The sequence below is a fragment of the Streptomyces sp. SJL17-4 genome (assembly GCF_036826855.1).
Taxonomy (GTDB): Bacteria; Actinomycetota; Actinomycetes; order Streptomycetales; family Streptomycetaceae; genus Streptomyces.
In genome coordinates, this window is the sequence record NZ_CP104578.1 from 7,139,762 (window position 1) to 7,154,274 (window position 14,513).

Genomic DNA, 14,513 nt, shown 5'->3' on the forward strand with positions numbered 1-14,513 from the left:
CCGGGCAGGCCGGATCCACCTGGTCGCGCACCGTTCGTCCGCCTGGCTGCCGTCACATACGGTGGCTGGTCATCGCCCGTCGCCCGGTCGGACCAGGGTCCCGCTGACGCGTACCGTGCGGTCCGCCCAGACGGGACCCGAGGCGAGCCGCGCCCACTCCTGGTCGCGGTGGCCCGGGAGGGTGCGTCCCTGGCTCGCCCAGAGGGAGAGCACGGCCTTGTAGATGGGCGGGTCGGCGGGGAGGTGGGCCGGGGTGGGCACCTGCGCCGGTACGGGGACGGGGACCGGCGCCTGTGGATGCACCGGCGTGGCCGTCGGCGTGGCCGACGGCGCAGGTGTCGGCGCGGGCATCGGCGCCGGCGTCGACATCGGCGTCGACATCGGGTGAGGAACCGATTCTTCAATGCGCGGCTCGGCCTGCCGGTGCCGACCGATTCCGCTGGGCGTGGTGTACAGCGTGGTCATGCCCGGACCAACGCGCCCCGGCGGCCGTGGTCACCGCCGAGCGGATTCGAGCGGCAGTTCGTCCGGTACCCGGTGCACGACTCTGGCCCCCCGGCGCGCACCTGACGTACCGTCAGGTTCCTCTCGCGGAAGACACGCGCTCGCCGACCAGGAGGTCAGCCATGTCCGTGCACCGGCACGTCGACGACCGGCCCGTCGCACTCGACGAATACCCCGTGCACCAGGCCCCGCTCTCGATGAAGCACCACGTCAGCGGCGACCGCAACGCCTACGACCGGTGCATCTTCCACGTCTTCGACCACACCGGCCGCGCCCTGCTCATCGCCGGTCTCGGGGTCTACCCGAACACCGGGGTCGTCGACGCCTACGCCACCCTCCGCGTCGGTGACCGGCTGCACGCCGTCCGGGCCTCCGACGCGCTCGGCGACGACCGGATGAACCTCTCCGTCGGCCCGTTCACCATCACCGTGGACGAGCCCCTCAAGCGGCTCTCCCTGTGCTGCGCGGCCGACCCGGACGAGCCAGAGGGCCTCTCGTACGACCTGAGCTGGACCGGCGACTTCCCCGCCGTCTGGGAGCCCCACCACACCCAGCGCCACGGCGGCCGGCTCACCCTCGAAGGCCGTCGCTTCGTCCAGGCGGGCCACTGCTCGGGCACGATCAGGGCCGGTGGCGAGGAGTTCGCGGTCACGCCGGGGGAGTGGACCGGCACCCGCGACCGCAGCTGGGGAGTCCGCCCGATCCCCGGCGAGGAGCCGGGCCGCGGCGCCGAGTTCCGCCCCGAGGGCTTCCACTGGCTCTGGATACCGATGCGCTTCGAGGACCGCTTCCTCATGGTCATCGCCCAGGAGGACGCCGACGGCTACCGCACCCTCAACGAGGCCCTGCTCGTACGGAACGGCCACCGCGACACCCAACTCGGCTGGCCCCGCACCGAGATCACGTACCACCCGGGCACCCGCCACCCGGAACGGGCCACCGTCCACCTCACGGACCCGACCGGCAAGCCCCTGGAGATCGGCGTCGACGTCCTCGCCTCCTCCCCGCTCGCCGTCGGCGCCGGCTACCCGCCCGCCACCGACTGGCAGCACGGCACGTGGCAGGGCCGCGGCTGGGCCGACCGGCGCGTCTACGACCTCACGGATCCCGCCGCCCACCCCATGGCGGCGTACGGCGTCACCGACCACGCCGCCCGCTTCACCCTCGACGGTCACACCGGCTACGGCATCTTCGAGCACGGCTCGTTCGGCCGCCACGACCCCAGCGGCTTCGCCGACCACACGTCAACGGCCCGCTGAGGAGCCCTCCGTGACCTCCGTACCCCGCCCCCGCACCACCACCCGCGACCCCGAGGAACTCGGGCGCCGGCTCACCGCCTGGCTGGACCGGCAGCTGCCCGGCGCCCGGGTCACCGGGCTCGCCGTGCCCGGCTCCAACGGCATGTCCAGCGAGACCCTGCTCTTCGACCTGGACCACCCGGACGCACCGGTACGCGGCTGCGCCCTGCGACTGGCCGCCGACCCCGCGGCGTACACCGTCTTCCCCGTCTATGACATGGCCCGCCAGCACCGGGTCATGCGCCTGGTCGGCGAGCACACCGACATCCCCGTACCGCGTGTGCTGTGGCTCGAAGAGGACCCCGAGCCGCTCGGCGCGCCCTTCTTCGTGATGGCCCGAGCCGAGGGCCGTGTCCCGCCGGACGTCATGCCCTACACGTACGAGGGGAACTGGCTGCACGCCGCCACCGACGACGAACGCGCCCTGCTGGAGGCCGAGTCCGTCTCCGTTCTCGCCCGGCTGCACGACCAGTTCCCCGCGAAGGAGGCGGAGTTCCTGCTGCCGGACGGGCCGGGGACGCCACTGCGCCGTCATGTCGACGCCCAACGCGCGTACTACGCCTGGGTGGTGGACGGGCTCGCGCCCTCGCCGCTCATCGAGTCGGCCTTCGACTGGCTGGAGGCGCACTGGCCGGCCGACGAGGGCCCGGCCGTCCTCGGCTGGGGAGACGCGCGCATCGGGAACATCGTCTACGACGGATTCACCCCCGCCGCCGTCCTCGACTGGGAGATGGCGGCCTGCGTCCCGCGCGAGGTCGACCTCGGCTGGACGGTCTACCTGCACCGCTTCTTCCAGGACCTGACCGTCGGCTTCGGCCAGCCCGGGCTGCCCGGTTTCCTGCGGCGAGACGCGGTCGAGCGGCGCTACGCGGAGCTGACCGGACACACCCCGCGCGACATGGAGTTCCACACCCTCTACGCGGCACTGCGGCACGCGATCGTGATGCTCAGGATCGCGTACCGACAGGCGCACTTCGGCGAGGTCGAGATACCCGCGGACCCCGACGGCCTGATCCTGCACCACGCCACCCTGGCGGCGATGGTGCGGGGAAGCTACTGGTGAGCGGAGGGGCCCGCGGGCCCCGTCCGGACAGTTCCTAGGCCGCGCGCCGCATCTGCGGCACCCGGATCGGACGCGAGCCCGGTCCGCCGACGTGCGAGAAGGGCTGCGTGCGCCAGTCGAGACCCTGGGGGAGCGTCAGAAGCAGGGCGGTGTCCTGCTCCTGGACCTCCAGGGTGTCGTCGGCCGGCCGGGCCTCGGTCGCCGACAGGCCCGTCCCCGGGCAGACCGTCAGGACGAAGGGGTTCCACGGCGTCGGGCAGAGCGCGTGCTCCGGCAGCGCGTCCTCGTCCGCGAGCAGCGCGATCGGCTGCACGCACTCCGGGCAGATGACCCGGAACATCTCAAAGGTGTCGTACGCGTCGAGCTCTTCGGACGTGTCGACCGAATCAACAGGCTCCTGCATGGAGAATCTCCCCCTCGGGTGGGTCGGCCGGATCTGTGCGGCCTCGACCACAGCAAGCACTTCCCATACGGCCGTCCGCATAATCGTGTGGCAGTACCCCAGGCCGGACGCAAACCTGTGGCGTTCGTCACATGCCCGCCGCAGGTGCCCCGGGATGACCCATACCGCCCGATTGCGGTCGACCTCGGCGATGCCGCGCCCCGCAGGGAGCAATAGGGTCACCGCATGGAGGAGCTGGATCGTCAGATCGTCGAGTTGCTCGTCAAGGACGGGCGCATGAGCTACACCGACCTGGGCAAGGCCACGGGCCTGTCCACGTCGGCGGTGCATCAGCGCGTCCGCCGTCTGGAGCAGCGCGGAGTCATCCGCGGCTACGCCGCCGTCGTGGACCCGGAGGCCGTCGGCCTGCCGCTGACCGCCTTCATCTCGGTCAAACCCTTCGACCCCAGCGCCCCCGACGACACCCCCGACCGGCTCGCCGACATCCCGGAGATCGAGGCGTGCCACAGCGTCGCCGGTGACGAGAACTACATCCTCAAGGTCCGCGTCGCCACCCCGCTGGAGCTGGAGCACCTGCTCAGCCGCATCCGCTCCCAGGCCGGTGTCTCCAGCCGCACCACCGTCGTCCTCTCCACCCCGTACGAGGCGAGACCGCCGCGCATCTGACAGTCCGCGTGGATGTCCCTCAAGGGGGACCTGCCGGACAAAGCGGGTCCGGGTAGGTCCTAGCCTGGTCGCATGAGTGAGTCCATGCCTCCTGCGTCTTCCGCCGAGCACCGCACCGTCCTGCTGCGCGGTGGAGAAGTCCACAGCCCCGCCGACCCCTTCGCCACCGCCATGGTCGTGGAGCGCGGGCACGTCGCCTGGGTGGGCTCGGAGGGCGCGGCCGACGCCTTCGCCACCGGCGTGGACGAGGTGGTGGACCTGGAGGGCGCGCTCGTCACCCCGGCGTTCGTCGACGCGCATGTCCACACGACCGCGACCGGCTTCGCCCTCACCGGACTCGACCTGTCCGCCGCCGCCTCGCTCGCCGAGGCGGCGGAGCTGATCCGCGCCCACGCCGCCGACCGCCCCGAGGACCGCATCCTCATCGGCCACGGCTGGGACGCCTCCCGCTGGCCCGAGCGCCGGCCGCTCACCCGCGCCGAACTCGACGGACTCACCGGCGGCCGGCCGCTCTACCTCACCCGCATCGACGTCCACTCGGCCGTCGTCACCACCGCCCTCCTCGACCTCGTCCCCGGCGTCCGTGACCTGGACGGCTTCCACGACGGTCAGCGGCCGCTCACCGGTGACGCCCACCACGCGGTGCGGGCCGCCGCCTTCGGCGCCGTCTCCGCGCGCCAGCGCACCGAGGCGCAGCGCGCCGCCCGGAGCCGGGCCGCCTCTCTCGGCATCGGCACCCTGCACGAGTGCGGCGGCCCCCGGATCTCCTCCGAGGACGACTTCACCGGCCTCCTGGACCTGGCCCGCGACGAGGCGGGGCCGCGTGTCGTCGGTTACTGGGCGGACCTCGACGTCGAGCGCGCCCGCGCCCTCGGAGCCCTGGGCGCGGCCGGAGACCTGTTCGCCGACGGTTCCCTCGGGTCGCACACGGCCTGCCTCCACGAGCCGTACGCCGACCACGCCGACGCCGGCCACACGGGCGCCGCCCACCTGGACGCGGCCACGATCGCCCTCCATGTCGTGGCCTGCACCGAGGCGGGCCTCCAGGCCGGTTTCCACGCCATCGGGGACGCCGCCGTATCCGCCGTCGTGGAGGGCGTCAGGGCCGCCGCCGAGAAGCTCGGCCTCGCCCGCGTCCGGGCCGCCCGGCACCGCGTCGAGCACGTCGAGATGCTCACCCCCGAGACGATCGCCGCCTTTGCGGAACTCGGCCTCACCGCCTCCGTCCAGCCCGCCTTCGACGCGCTCTGGGGCGGCGAGGAGGGCATGTACGCCGACCGGCTCGGCGCCGAGCGGGCCCGTACCCTCAACCCGTACGCGGCGCTGCTGCGCGCCGGTGTGCCGCTGGCCTTCGGCTCGGACAGCCCGGTGACGCCGCTCGACCCCTGGGGCACCGTCCGGGCCGCCGCGTTCCACCGCACCCCCGAGCACCGGATCTCCGCCCGGGCCGCCTTCACGGCCCACACCCGGGGCGGCTGGCGGGCCGTGGGCCGGGACGACGCGGGGACGCTGGTACCGGGCGCCCCCGCCGACTACGCGGTCTGGCGCACCGAGGAGCTCGTCGTCCAGGCCCCCGACGGCAGGGTGGCCCGTTGGTCCACCGACCCGCGCTCCGGAACGCCCGGACTGCCCGATCTGTCCCCCGGGGTCGATCTCCCCGTCTGTCTGCGGACGGTCGTGCACGGACAGACGGTGTTCGTACGGCCGAACGAGTGATGTAGGGATATGTCCCACCCGGAACACCCGTTCCGCACGCTTGTCCCCGACCTGCGGATCTTCCCCTCCGGCCTGGCCTTTTGGGAAGTCTCCGCAGGTCAAGCGGGTGTTGACAGTCGACCGTCAGGGGCGGGTAGGTTCTCCGCGTCCACCACAGGACGTCCGACCGGACAGCATCCCCACGCAATTTGCCGAACGCCTCCCGCGCCTCGGCCGCGAGGGAAGGTTTCTCCGGCGGAAGGTGCGACCCGGGTGGGGCCCGGACGTTCAGTAGACAACGGCTTTCGGTCGATCCGCCGCCAGTGGATCCCAGGTCGGACCGAAGGACGACGGGCCCCGCACCGCACGTCCGCCCCTCACAGTCGACCCGCCGCGCCGGAGCACTCCGGGGACCTCGCTATGGTGGGGGCCTGTGTATGTATCCGAAGGGGCAGTAGTGAACGACGGTGGCCAGAGGCGTTACGGCCCGCTCGGCAAGGCCTTGGTGATCATTCCGACCTACAACGAGGCGGAGAACATCAAGCCGATCGTCGCGCGGGTGCGGGAAGCCGTACCCGAGGCGCACGTCCTCGTCGCCGACGACAACAGCCCTGACGGCACGGGCAAGTTCGCGGACGAGATCGCGTCCGAGGACGACCATGTGCACGTCCTGCACCGCAAGGGCAAGGAGGGGCTCGGCGCCGCCTACCTCGCCGGCTTCCGGTGGGGCATCGAGCACGGGTACGGCGTCCTCGTCGAGATGGACGCCGACGGCTCCCACCAGCCGGAGGAGCTCCCGCGGCTGCTGACCGCCCTCAAGGGCGCGGACCTCGTCCTCGGCTCCCGCTGGGTGCCGGGCGGCCGCATCGTGAACTGGCCGAAGTCCCGGGAGTTCATCTCCCGCGGCGGCAGCCTCTACTCGCGCGTGATGCTGGACGTACCGATCCGCGACGTCACCGGCGGCTACCGGGCCTTCCGCAAGGAGACCCTGGAGGGCCTGGGCCTGGAGGACGTGGCCTCGGCCGGCTACTGCTTCCAGGTCGACCTGGCCCGTCGCGCGGTCGCCGCCGGCTTCCATGTCGTCGAGGTCCCGATCACCTTCGTGGAGCGCGAGATCGGCGACTCGAAGATGAGCCGGAACATCGTCGTCGAGGCGCTCTGGCGGGTCACCGGCTGGGGCCTGTCGGCGCGGGCGGAGAAGGTCGGCAGGATGCTCGGCCGCAAGGCCTCCTGATCCCCTGCCGGGGCGGCCCGCACTGATCCTTCCTTTACGACGTTCCGGCGGGGCGCCAGGCACACTGGGGACCATGACGACCGGCGCAACGCCTTCTCTCGCCCCCAAGCGCTCACGCGCGCGTACCTTCCTTCCTCTCGCTGTCGCCGCCTGGCTGGTCCTCGAGATCTGGCTGCTCACGGTGGTGGCGGACGCGGCGGGCGGACTGACCGTCTTCGCCCTGCTCGTCGGCGGCATCGTGCTCGGTGCCGCCGTCGTCAAGCGGGCGGGCCGCCGTGCCTTCCGCAACCTCACCTCGACCTTCCAGCAGGCCCAGGCCGCCGCGCAGTCGGGCACCATGCCCGCGGCGCCCGAGCGGACCGGCGCGGAGGACCGCAACGGCTTCCTGATGCTGGGCGGTCTGCTCCTGATGATCCCCGGCCTGGTCTCCGACGTCCTCGGCCTGCTCCTGATGATCCCACCGGTCCGCTCGCTCCTCGGGCGGTACGCGGACAGGGCCGCCGAGCGCCGGATGGCCGCCGCGCCTCCCGGCAGCCTCCAGGACGCCTTTCAGCAGGCTCGTATCCACCGCCCGGACGGCAAGGTCGTCCAGGGTGAGGTCATCCGCGAGGACGCCGCTCAGGGCCCGCGTCGGGCCGACGAGCCCCGCCCGCCCCTGACGCCTTGATGTCGCAGCTGTGCCCCGTTCTCCCGCCACGGTGGGAGAACGGGGCACAGCTGCGACATCGGACGGAGACGCCGCGGGGCCCGGTACACAGTTCGTGTACCGGGCCCCGCGGCGTTGTTCCGCCGGTCGGTCCGCTAGGCGGACTTGCGGCTGTCTCGCGGATGCACGGCGATGTTCATGGCGCCGGAACGCAGGACGGCCAGCCTTTCGGCGAGGACCTCCTCCAGCTCCTCGCGGGTGCGTCGCTCCATGAGCATGTCCCAGTGCGTACGCGCAGGCTTGCCCTTCTTCTCCTCAGGTCCGTCCCCATCCACCAGGAGTGCCTGGATTCCGCAGACCTTGCACTCCCACTCCGGCGGAATTTCCGCTTCCACCGAGAAGGGCATCTCAAAACGATGGCCCTTCTCGCATGCGTACTCCACGGCCTGGCGCGGGGCCAGATCGATGCCGCGGTCGGTCTCGTAGCTCGTCACCACGAGGCGCGTGCCGCGAAGAGCTCGCTCACTCATGAATCGTGCCTCCCGGGCTTGTCGCCCACAGGACAGGTGTCGCTGTCGTCGTTATCCGGTCAACGTCCGGTCGGCGGTAAAGATTCCCGTGCCGGGTCATGCGTCGCCCGTCGTGCCGCCCCTTGTTGTACCCACCAGTGCCCGTTTTGTCACATCTGACGGCAGATGTGACCCAGTGTCTTTACTAAAGCAGCACGCAGTAACGGTCCGCCTGGCAGGCCAAACGCGTACACTACCGCCCTTTCACTGCCACGTCTAAATACGGTCGGGTATCGGGTTCCCGGCGGCCTCCACCGCGCGCCGCACCGGGACCCGGGCGAGCAGGGCGAAGCCGACCACGAAGAAGATCACCAGGGAGATGATGGCATCCCGGTAGCTCCCGGTCAGCTGATACGCGAGACCGAACACGAGCGGACCCAGCCAGCTGAGCCCCCGATCGCTCATCTCGTACGCCGAGAAGTACTCCGCCTCCTTGCCGCGCGGCACCAGATGCGAGAACAGCGAGCGCGACAGAGCCTGGCTCCCGCCCAGTACCAGGCCGATCGCGGCCGCCAGACAGAAGAAGAACACGGGTGCGTCGGCCGGCAGGAGGTAGCCCGCCACCAGGATCAGCGTCCAGACCGCGAGCGAGCCCAGAATCGTCCGCTTGGCGCCGTACGACCGGGCGAGTCGCCCCATGCCGAGCGCGCCCGCCACCGCGAGCACCTGGACCAGCAGGACCGCCGTGATGAGCGTGGTCTGGTCGAGGCCCAGTTCCTCCGAGCCGAACACCGAGGCCTGGGAGATCACCGTCTGCACGCCGTCGTTGTAGACCAGGTAGGCGAGCAGGAACGAGAGCGTCAGCGGGTGCCGGCGCATGTCCTTGAGAGTCGCCCGCAGCTGCCGCCAGCCGCTGCCGACCGTGCCCCCGCCGGTCCCGTGCCGCGCCTCCGGGCCGATCTGCCGGTCCCGCAGCCGCCGCAGCGGAATGACGGTGAAGGCGCCCCACCAGACACCGGCCGAGGCCAGACAGATCCGGACCGCCTCGCCCTCGGTGAGGCCGAAGGAGTCGTGGCCCGAGTAGAGGATCAGATTCAGTACGAGGACGAGCGCGCCCGACGTGTAGCCGAAGGCCCAGCCGCGCGAGGAGACCGCGTCCCGCTCGTCCGGCTCCGCGATCTGCGGCAGGTAGGCGTTGTAGAGCACCATCGAGACCGAGATCGAGGCGTTCGCCACGATCAGCAGGAACGTGCCCAGCAGATACCGGTCGCCCGCCAGGAAGAACATCCCCGCCGTGGCCGTCGCGCCCACGTAGGCCGCGGCCGCGAGCAGCGGCTTCTTCCGGCCCGTACGGTCCGCGATCGCGCCGACCAGCGGCATCAGCAGGACCGCGACCACGATCGAGGCGGACACGGCGTACGCGAAGAGCGAGCCGGCCCGCACGGGTATCCCGAGCGGGTGCACATAGCCCTCCGCGTCGGCCGCCGCCCGTGCCACCGAGGTCAGGTACGGGCCGAGGAACACGGTGAGCACGCTCGTCGAGTACACCGAGCAGGCGAAGTCGTAGAAGTACCAGCCCCGCTGTTCCCGCTTGCGGGCGGCGGGATCGGAGGCGTACTCCTCCGGTTCGGTGGTTCCAGCGGTCAAGGCCGCGCCCCCTCGTTCGTCCCCGTGACCGGGCCCGGTGATCCGGGCCCGGAGGTACCGGGACGCGCGCTCAGACCCACACACCCCGCTCGGTCAGCACCGAGCGCAGCGTCTCCAGTTGATCGGTCATGATGCCATCGACCCCGAGGTCGAGGAGAGCATTCATCCGGGCCGGATCGTTCACCGTCCACACATGGACCTGGAGCCCGCGCGCGTGCGCCTCCCGGACGAAGCGGCGGTCCACCACCGGGACGCCGCCCTGCCGCTCGGGGACCTGTGCGGCGATCGCCCCGGCCCGTATCGCGGCCGGGATGCCGAGCGAGCGCAGCCGCAGCCCGATCACCCCGCGCACCCCGAACGAGGTGGCCAGCCTGGCGCCGGCCATCTGCTGGGCCCGTGCGACCCGGGCCTCGGTGAACGAGCCCACGCAGACCCGGTCCCAGGCGCGCTTCTTGCGGATCAGGTTCACCAGCGGAGACAGCGCCGACTCGGCCTTGAGGTCCACGTTCCAGCGGGCCTCCGGGAACTCGTCCAGGAGGTCGGCGAAGAGCGGCAGCGGCTCCTTGCCCGCCACCCGGGCCTCCCGCACCGCCGCCCACGGCAGGTCGCCGATCCGGCCCGAGGCGTCCGTGACCCGGTCCAGGGTCGCGTCGTGGAAGGCGACGAGGGCCCCGTCCGACGTCGTGTGCACATCGGTCTCGAAGTAGCGGTAGCCCGCGGCGGCGGCCCGACGGAAGGCGGCCGCGGTGTTCTCCAGGCCGTTCGCCGTGCCGCCGCGGTGGGCGAACGGGAGGGGCGTGGGATGGTCGAGGTAGGGGTGGCGTACGCGAGTCACCGCCGCAGTATGGCGCCTTCCGGTGTCGCGGGGGCGACCGCGGTGCTTCCGGAGTCCGGCTCCGGAACGGCGAACCAGCGAAGGAAGAACTGGGCGAGGGGCCCGATGGCCAGCGCGTACACCACCGTGCCGACGCCGACCGAGCCGCCGAGCAGGAAGCCGGTGGCGACCACCGCCACCTCGATCGCCGTCCGCACCAGCCGGATCGAGCGGCCGGTGAGCCGGTGCAGACCGGTCATCAGGCCGTCGCGCGGGCCGGGGCCGAACCGCGCCGCGATGTACAGGCCGGTCGCCACCCCGTTGAGGACGATGCCGACCGCGAGCAGCGGGATCCGCTCCGCCAGACCGTGGACCTCCGGAACGAGCGCCAGCGTGCCGTCCATCGCCAGACCGATCACGAACACGTTGGAGACCGTGCCGAGCCCCGGCCGCTGCCGGATCGGGATCCACAGCAGCAGCACCACGGCCCCGACGACGATCGACACCACGCCGATGGTCAGGCCCGTCTTCTCGGCGAGACCCTGGTGGAGCACGCCCCAGGGCTCCAGGCCGAGTCCGCTGCGCACCAGCAGCGCCGAGCTGACCCCGTACAGCGTCAGTCCCACGTAGAGCTGGACGAGCCGACGGGTGAGGTGCCGGCCGTGGAGGCCGGAGGCGATGGACAAGGGACTTCCCCCCAGGGTGGTGGTAGTGGACTGGCTCATGACACTCTGTGGCGGGGGAACGGGTGCCAACCATGGCCAATTCGAGGAAGGTGGACTGATTTCGATGGCCCAGTGGACTTCGGCGGTAGGACCGGCTCAGCTCGCGCGGCAGCTCCAGGCGCAGCAGCCGCGGCCCGCCGGCCCCGGGACCCGGAAGCCGCCCGCCTATCGCGCCCTGGCCGACGGGATCCGCCTGCTCGTCCTGGAGGGCCGGGTCCCGGTCGCCGCCCGGCTGCCCGCCGAGCGGGAACTAGCCCTCGCCCTGACCGTCAGCCGCACGACGGTGGCCGCGGCCTACGAGGCGCTCCGCGCCGAGGGCTTCCTGGAGTCGCGACGAGGGGCCGGCAGCTGGACCGCCGTACCGGCCGGGAACCCGCTGCCCGCGCGAGGACTCGAACCGCTGCCCCCGGAGGCCCTCGGTTCGATGATCGACCTCGGCTGCGCGGCGCTGCCCGCCCCCGAGCCCTGGCTCACCCGCGGCGTCCAGGGCGCCCTGGAGGAGCTGCCCCCCTACGCCCACACGCACGGCGACTACCCGGCGGGGCTGCCCGCGCTGCGGCAGATGCTCGCCGACCGGTACACCGCGCGCGGCATCCCCACGATGCCCGAGCAGATCATGGTCACGACCGGAGCCATGGGGGCCATCGACGCCATCTGCCACCTCTTCGCGGGGCGCGGTGAGCGGATCGCCGTCGAGTCCCCGTCGTACGCCAACATCCTCCAGCTGATGAGGGAGGCCGGGGCCCGGCTCGTGCCCGTCGCCATGTCCGAGGGGCTCGGCAGCTGGGACCTGGGCCGCTGGCGGCAGGTGCTGCGCGACGCGGCACCCCGCCTCGCGTACGTGGTGGCCGACTTCCACAATCCGACCGGGGCCCTGGCCGACGAGGACCAGCGCCGGCAGCTCGTGGACGCGGCCCGCTCGGCCGGAACCGTCCTCGTCGTCGACGAGACCATGGCCGAGCTCCATCTGGACGACGACCTGGAGATGCCCCGGCCGGTCTGCGCCTTCGACCCGGCCGGCTCCACCGTCCTCACGGTGGGCTCGGCGAGCAAGGCCTTCTGGGCGGGCATGCGCATCGGCTGGGTCCGGGCGGCTCCCGACGTCATCCGCTCCCTGGTGGCCGCGCGCGCGTACGCCGACCTCGGCACCCCCGTCCTCGAACAGCTCGGCGTGAACTGGCTCATGCGGACCGGTGGCTGGGAGGAGGCCGTGAAGCTCCGCCGCGACCAGGCGCGGGAGAACCGGGACGCGCTCGTCGCCGCGGTCCGCAGGGAACTCCCGGAGTGGGAGTTCTCGGTGCCGCGCGGCGGCCTCACCCTCTGGGTCCGTACCGGCGGCCTCTCCGGCTCGCGGCTCGCCGAGGCGGGGGAGCGGGTCGGCGTCCGGGTCCCCTCGGGCCCCCGGTTCGGCGTGGACGGGGCCTTCGAGGGCTTCGTCCGGCTGCCCTTCACGGTCGGCGGACCGGTCGCCGACGAGGCCGCCGCCCGGCTGGCCGCCGCGGCCCGGCTGGTCGAGTCGGGTGCGGGCGGCGGCACCGAACCGCCGCGCTCGTTCGTGGCGTAGCCACCGGCGCGCTCGCGCGTCACACGAAGAGGCCGGTACGGACCTGGGGTCCGTACCGGCCTCTTCACGCGCGCGTGGCGCTCAGCCCTCCGCGGGAACGGGGGCGTGCAGCGGGGCGGGGCCCGGGTCCGGCTCGGCGCGGGGCGCCGGGGCCGGGTCGGGGCGGGGTGCCGGGGCCGGGTCGGGGCTCTTCACGGTGACCGTCTCGATCGCCATGGTCGTCGCCGTGCGGCGCTCCGGGAGGAGTTCGAGCACCGCCTGCCGGTGCGCCTCGCTCGTCGCGTCGTCGTACGGGTCGGGCGTCGCCGGCACCTGGAGGCGCAGCACCGGGCCGGTGCCCAGGCGCGCGTAACCACGGCCCGCGGGGAACTGCGGCGTCGGCGTGGTGTGGGGCTCGGTGCCGAGGACGGCGCCGATCTGGTCGGCGGTGGCCGGGCCGAGCACGATCCGGGCCCTGGTGTGGCTCCGTACCGCCTCGCTCAGGGTGTCCGCGCTGTCGAACTGCTCGGCGACCACCACCGTGACCTGGGCCGCGCGGCCGTGCCGCAGCGGCACCTGGAGCAGCTCCTGCGGGTCGGGGCGGCCGTCGGCGGCCGCCAGGTCGCCGAGGACGCCCGGCCGGTCGAGCAGGATCCAGAGCGGCCGCCGGGTGTCCTCGGGGGCCGGGTGGCCCGCCTGCCGGGCCCGGTTGGCGGCGATCAGCCGTCGTTCCGTCTCGTGCGCCGCCCACTCGAGGGTGGCGAGCGCGCCGGAGAGCCCGCACTCGACGGCCAGGACCCCGTCGCGGCCGGTGAGGCACGCGTACTCGCCGGTGCCGCCGCCCTCGACGATCAGCACGTCGCCGTGGGGGAGGGCCTGGAGCGCGATCGAGCGCAGCAGGGAGGTGGTGCCGCTGCCCGGCTGGCCGACGACCAGCAGGTGCGGCTCGGTGGAGCGGGGGCCGGTGCGCCAGACGACGGCCGGCGCGTCCTCCGTACCGTCCGAGGCGACCACGGGCACGGTCCGCTGCACGGCGTCCGCGTCGGTGAAGCCCAGGACGGTCTCGCCCGGCACGGTGACGAAGCGCTGGGCGGCGATGGTGGTGGGCAGAGCGGGCAGCACGGTCATGACGAGCCGGTTGCCCTCCTCGTCCCAGTCGAAGCGGTACTCACGGCCGCGCCCGGACTTGGCGTGCAGCAGCTGCTCGATACGCGCGCGTGCGGCGGGCTCGCCGTCGGTGAAGTACGGCGGGTACGCGATCCGCAGCCGGGTGGGACGCCCGTCCTCGTCGAAGGCGTACTCCGTGAAGGCGCCGCTCCAGTCGCCGCCGTGGGCGAAGAGCGGGGCGGGGTCGTCGGGGACGGAGAAGTACGGGACGAGGGCCTCGTACAGGCCCGTGAGCCGGGCGACCTCGGCGTCGTCGGGCCCGGTCTTGACGACCGGGCGCTCGCGTCCCTTCCACGCGGCCGCGGCCATGAGCGTGACGAGCGCGAGGAGCGGCCCGTACGGCATGAGGGCGACGACCAGGACGCAGGCCGCGACCAGGAGCAGCGTCGGACCACGCTTTTCCTTGGGGGTCGCGGCCCACTTGGCACGCGCGGACGCGGCCAGTTTCCGCAGACCACGGGAGACCGTGATCAGTGGATGGAGCACGTCGGTGGCGCTGTCGGCGGCCGTGCGCGCGATTTCTCGACTACGAGCGATCTGTGCGCTGCCGCTGCTCAGAATGCGGGGGAGTGGTCGCCGGGCCACGAAGTACTCCTGAG

Annotated in this window: 15 protein-coding genes; 8 read left to right on the forward strand and 7 right to left on the reverse strand. The window is 72.7% G+C overall.

Annotation, left to right across the window (positions count from 1 at the left end; all coding sequences use genetic code 11):
• Positions 1 to 69: 69 nt before the first annotated feature.
• A complete protein-coding gene (locus N5875_RS32175; RefSeq protein WP_338497713.1) occupies positions 70 to 261 on the reverse strand; it encodes a hypothetical protein in 192 nt (63 codons plus the stop codon).
• Here N5875_RS32175 and N5875_RS32180 point away from each other — a divergent pair.
• From N5875_RS32180 to N5875_RS32190, 3 genes are all read left to right on the forward strand, one after another.
• Positions 254 to 388 carry a hypothetical protein gene (locus N5875_RS32180; protein ID WP_338497714.1) on the forward strand — a complete coding sequence of 45 codons (135 nt, stop codon included), beginning with the start codon at positions 254 to 256 and terminating at the stop codon, positions 386 to 388. The two genes, N5875_RS32175 and N5875_RS32180, sit on opposite strands and share 8 nt — an antisense overlap.
• A gap of 238 nt (positions 389 to 626) precedes the next feature.
• The gene (locus tag N5875_RS32185) at positions 627 to 1,763 is read left to right on the forward strand and encodes a hypothetical protein (RefSeq protein ID WP_338497715.1); all 1,137 of its coding nucleotides are present in this window, start codon (positions 627 to 629) and stop codon (positions 1,761 to 1,763) included.
• Between the two features lie 10 nt (positions 1,764 to 1,773).
• Positions 1,774 to 2,865: a phosphotransferase family protein gene (locus N5875_RS32190; RefSeq protein ID WP_318206727.1), complete on the forward strand. Its 1,092-nt coding sequence runs from the start codon at positions 1,774 to 1,776 to the stop codon at positions 2,863 to 2,865.
• Positions 2,866 to 2,899: 34 nt separating this feature from the next.
• Here the strand turns inward: N5875_RS32190 and N5875_RS32195 are convergent, their stop codons facing one another.
• Positions 2,900 to 3,268 (reverse strand): hypothetical protein, encoded by a 369-nt coding sequence (locus N5875_RS32195; protein ID WP_266963850.1) that lies wholly within the window; start codon positions 3,266 to 3,268, stop codon positions 2,900 to 2,902.
• A gap of 225 nt (positions 3,269 to 3,493) precedes the next feature.
• Here N5875_RS32195 and N5875_RS32200 point away from each other — a divergent pair, with 225 nt between their 5' ends.
• The 4 genes from N5875_RS32200 (at position 3,494) to fxsA (ending at position 7,530) form a co-directional block, all read left to right on the forward strand.
• Positions 3,494 to 3,934, forward strand: a complete 441-nt coding sequence (locus N5875_RS32200) for an Lrp/AsnC family transcriptional regulator (protein ID WP_017242178.1) — start codon at positions 3,494 to 3,496, stop codon at positions 3,932 to 3,934.
• A gap of 72 nt (positions 3,935 to 4,006) precedes the next feature.
• Positions 4,007 to 5,650: an amidohydrolase gene (locus tag N5875_RS32205; RefSeq protein WP_338497719.1), complete on the forward strand. Its 1,644-nt coding sequence runs from the start codon at positions 4,007 to 4,009 to the stop codon at positions 5,648 to 5,650.
• Positions 5,651 to 6,086: 436 nt separating this feature from the next.
• Positions 6,087 to 6,863 carry a polyprenol monophosphomannose synthase gene (locus tag N5875_RS32210; RefSeq protein WP_229315598.1) on the forward strand — a complete coding sequence of 259 codons (777 nt, stop codon included), beginning with the start codon at positions 6,087 to 6,089 and terminating at the stop codon, positions 6,861 to 6,863.
• A 73-nt stretch (positions 6,864 to 6,936) separates the two neighbouring features.
• Entirely contained in the window at positions 6,937 to 7,530 is a 594-nt protein-coding gene (gene fxsA, locus N5875_RS32215) for an FxsA family membrane protein (protein ID WP_338497721.1), read from the forward strand.
• A 134-nt stretch (positions 7,531 to 7,664) separates the two neighbouring features.
• Here the strand turns inward: fxsA and N5875_RS32220 are convergent, their stop codons facing one another.
• From N5875_RS32220 to N5875_RS32235, 4 genes are all read right to left on the reverse strand, one after another.
• Positions 7,665 to 8,039, reverse strand: coding sequence for an RNA polymerase-binding protein RbpA (locus tag N5875_RS32220; protein ID WP_015032218.1), 375 nt, complete (start codon positions 8,037 to 8,039; stop codon positions 7,665 to 7,667).
• Positions 8,040 to 8,294: 255 nt separating this feature from the next.
• The gene (locus tag N5875_RS32225; RefSeq protein WP_318206724.1) at positions 8,295 to 9,665 is read right to left on the reverse strand and encodes an MFS transporter; all 1,371 of its coding nucleotides are present in this window, start codon (positions 9,663 to 9,665) and stop codon (positions 8,295 to 8,297) included.
• A gap of 70 nt (positions 9,666 to 9,735) precedes the next feature.
• Positions 9,736 to 10,500 carry a glycerophosphodiester phosphodiesterase family protein gene (locus tag N5875_RS32230; protein ID WP_318206723.1) on the reverse strand — a complete coding sequence of 255 codons (765 nt, stop codon included), beginning with the start codon at positions 10,498 to 10,500 and terminating at the stop codon, positions 9,736 to 9,738.
• Positions 10,497 to 11,204 (reverse strand): hypothetical protein, encoded by a 708-nt coding sequence (locus tag N5875_RS32235; protein ID WP_338497726.1) that lies wholly within the window; start codon positions 11,202 to 11,204, stop codon positions 10,497 to 10,499. The genes N5875_RS32230 and N5875_RS32235 overlap by 4 nt, the downstream gene beginning before the upstream one ends.
• Before the next feature lie 64 nt (positions 11,205 to 11,268).
• Between N5875_RS32235 and N5875_RS32240 the strand changes: the two genes are divergently transcribed.
• Positions 11,269 to 12,768 carry a PLP-dependent aminotransferase family protein gene (locus tag N5875_RS32240; RefSeq protein ID WP_338497728.1) on the forward strand — a complete coding sequence of 500 codons (1,500 nt, stop codon included), beginning with the start codon at positions 11,269 to 11,271 and terminating at the stop codon, positions 12,766 to 12,768.
• 81 nt (positions 12,769 to 12,849) lie between these two features.
• On the opposite strand, the gene N5875_RS32245 is transcribed toward N5875_RS32240, so the two are convergent.
• Positions 12,850 to 14,499: an ATP-binding protein gene (locus tag N5875_RS32245; protein WP_318206720.1), complete on the reverse strand. Its 1,650-nt coding sequence runs from the start codon at positions 14,497 to 14,499 to the stop codon at positions 12,850 to 12,852.
• Positions 14,500 to 14,513: the final 14 nt, after the last annotated feature.

Coding starts and splice junctions, on each gene's coding strand:
- fxsA (WP_338497721.1), top strand. CDS start 6,937: ATGACGACCGGCGCAACGCCTTCTCTCGCCCCCAAGCGCTCACGCGCG.
- N5875_RS32200 (WP_017242178.1), top strand. CDS start 3,494: ATGGAGGAGCTGGATCGTCAGATCGTCGAGTTGCTCGTCAAGGACGGG.
- N5875_RS32235 (WP_338497726.1), bottom strand. CDS start 11,204: ATGAGCCAGTCCACTACCACCACCCTGGGGGGAAGTCCCTTGTCCATC.
- N5875_RS32205 (WP_338497719.1), top strand. CDS start 4,007: ATGAGTGAGTCCATGCCTCCTGCGTCTTCCGCCGAGCACCGCACCGTC.
- N5875_RS32195 (WP_266963850.1), bottom strand. CDS start 3,268: ATGCAGGAGCCTGTTGATTCGGTCGACACGTCCGAAGAGCTCGACGCG.
- N5875_RS32185 (WP_338497715.1), top strand. CDS start 627: ATGTCCGTGCACCGGCACGTCGACGACCGGCCCGTCGCACTCGACGAA.
- N5875_RS32220 (WP_015032218.1), bottom strand. CDS start 8,039: ATGAGTGAGCGAGCTCTTCGCGGCACGCGCCTCGTGGTGACGAGCTAC.
- N5875_RS32240 (WP_338497728.1), top strand. CDS start 11,269: ATGGCCCAGTGGACTTCGGCGGTAGGACCGGCTCAGCTCGCGCGGCAG.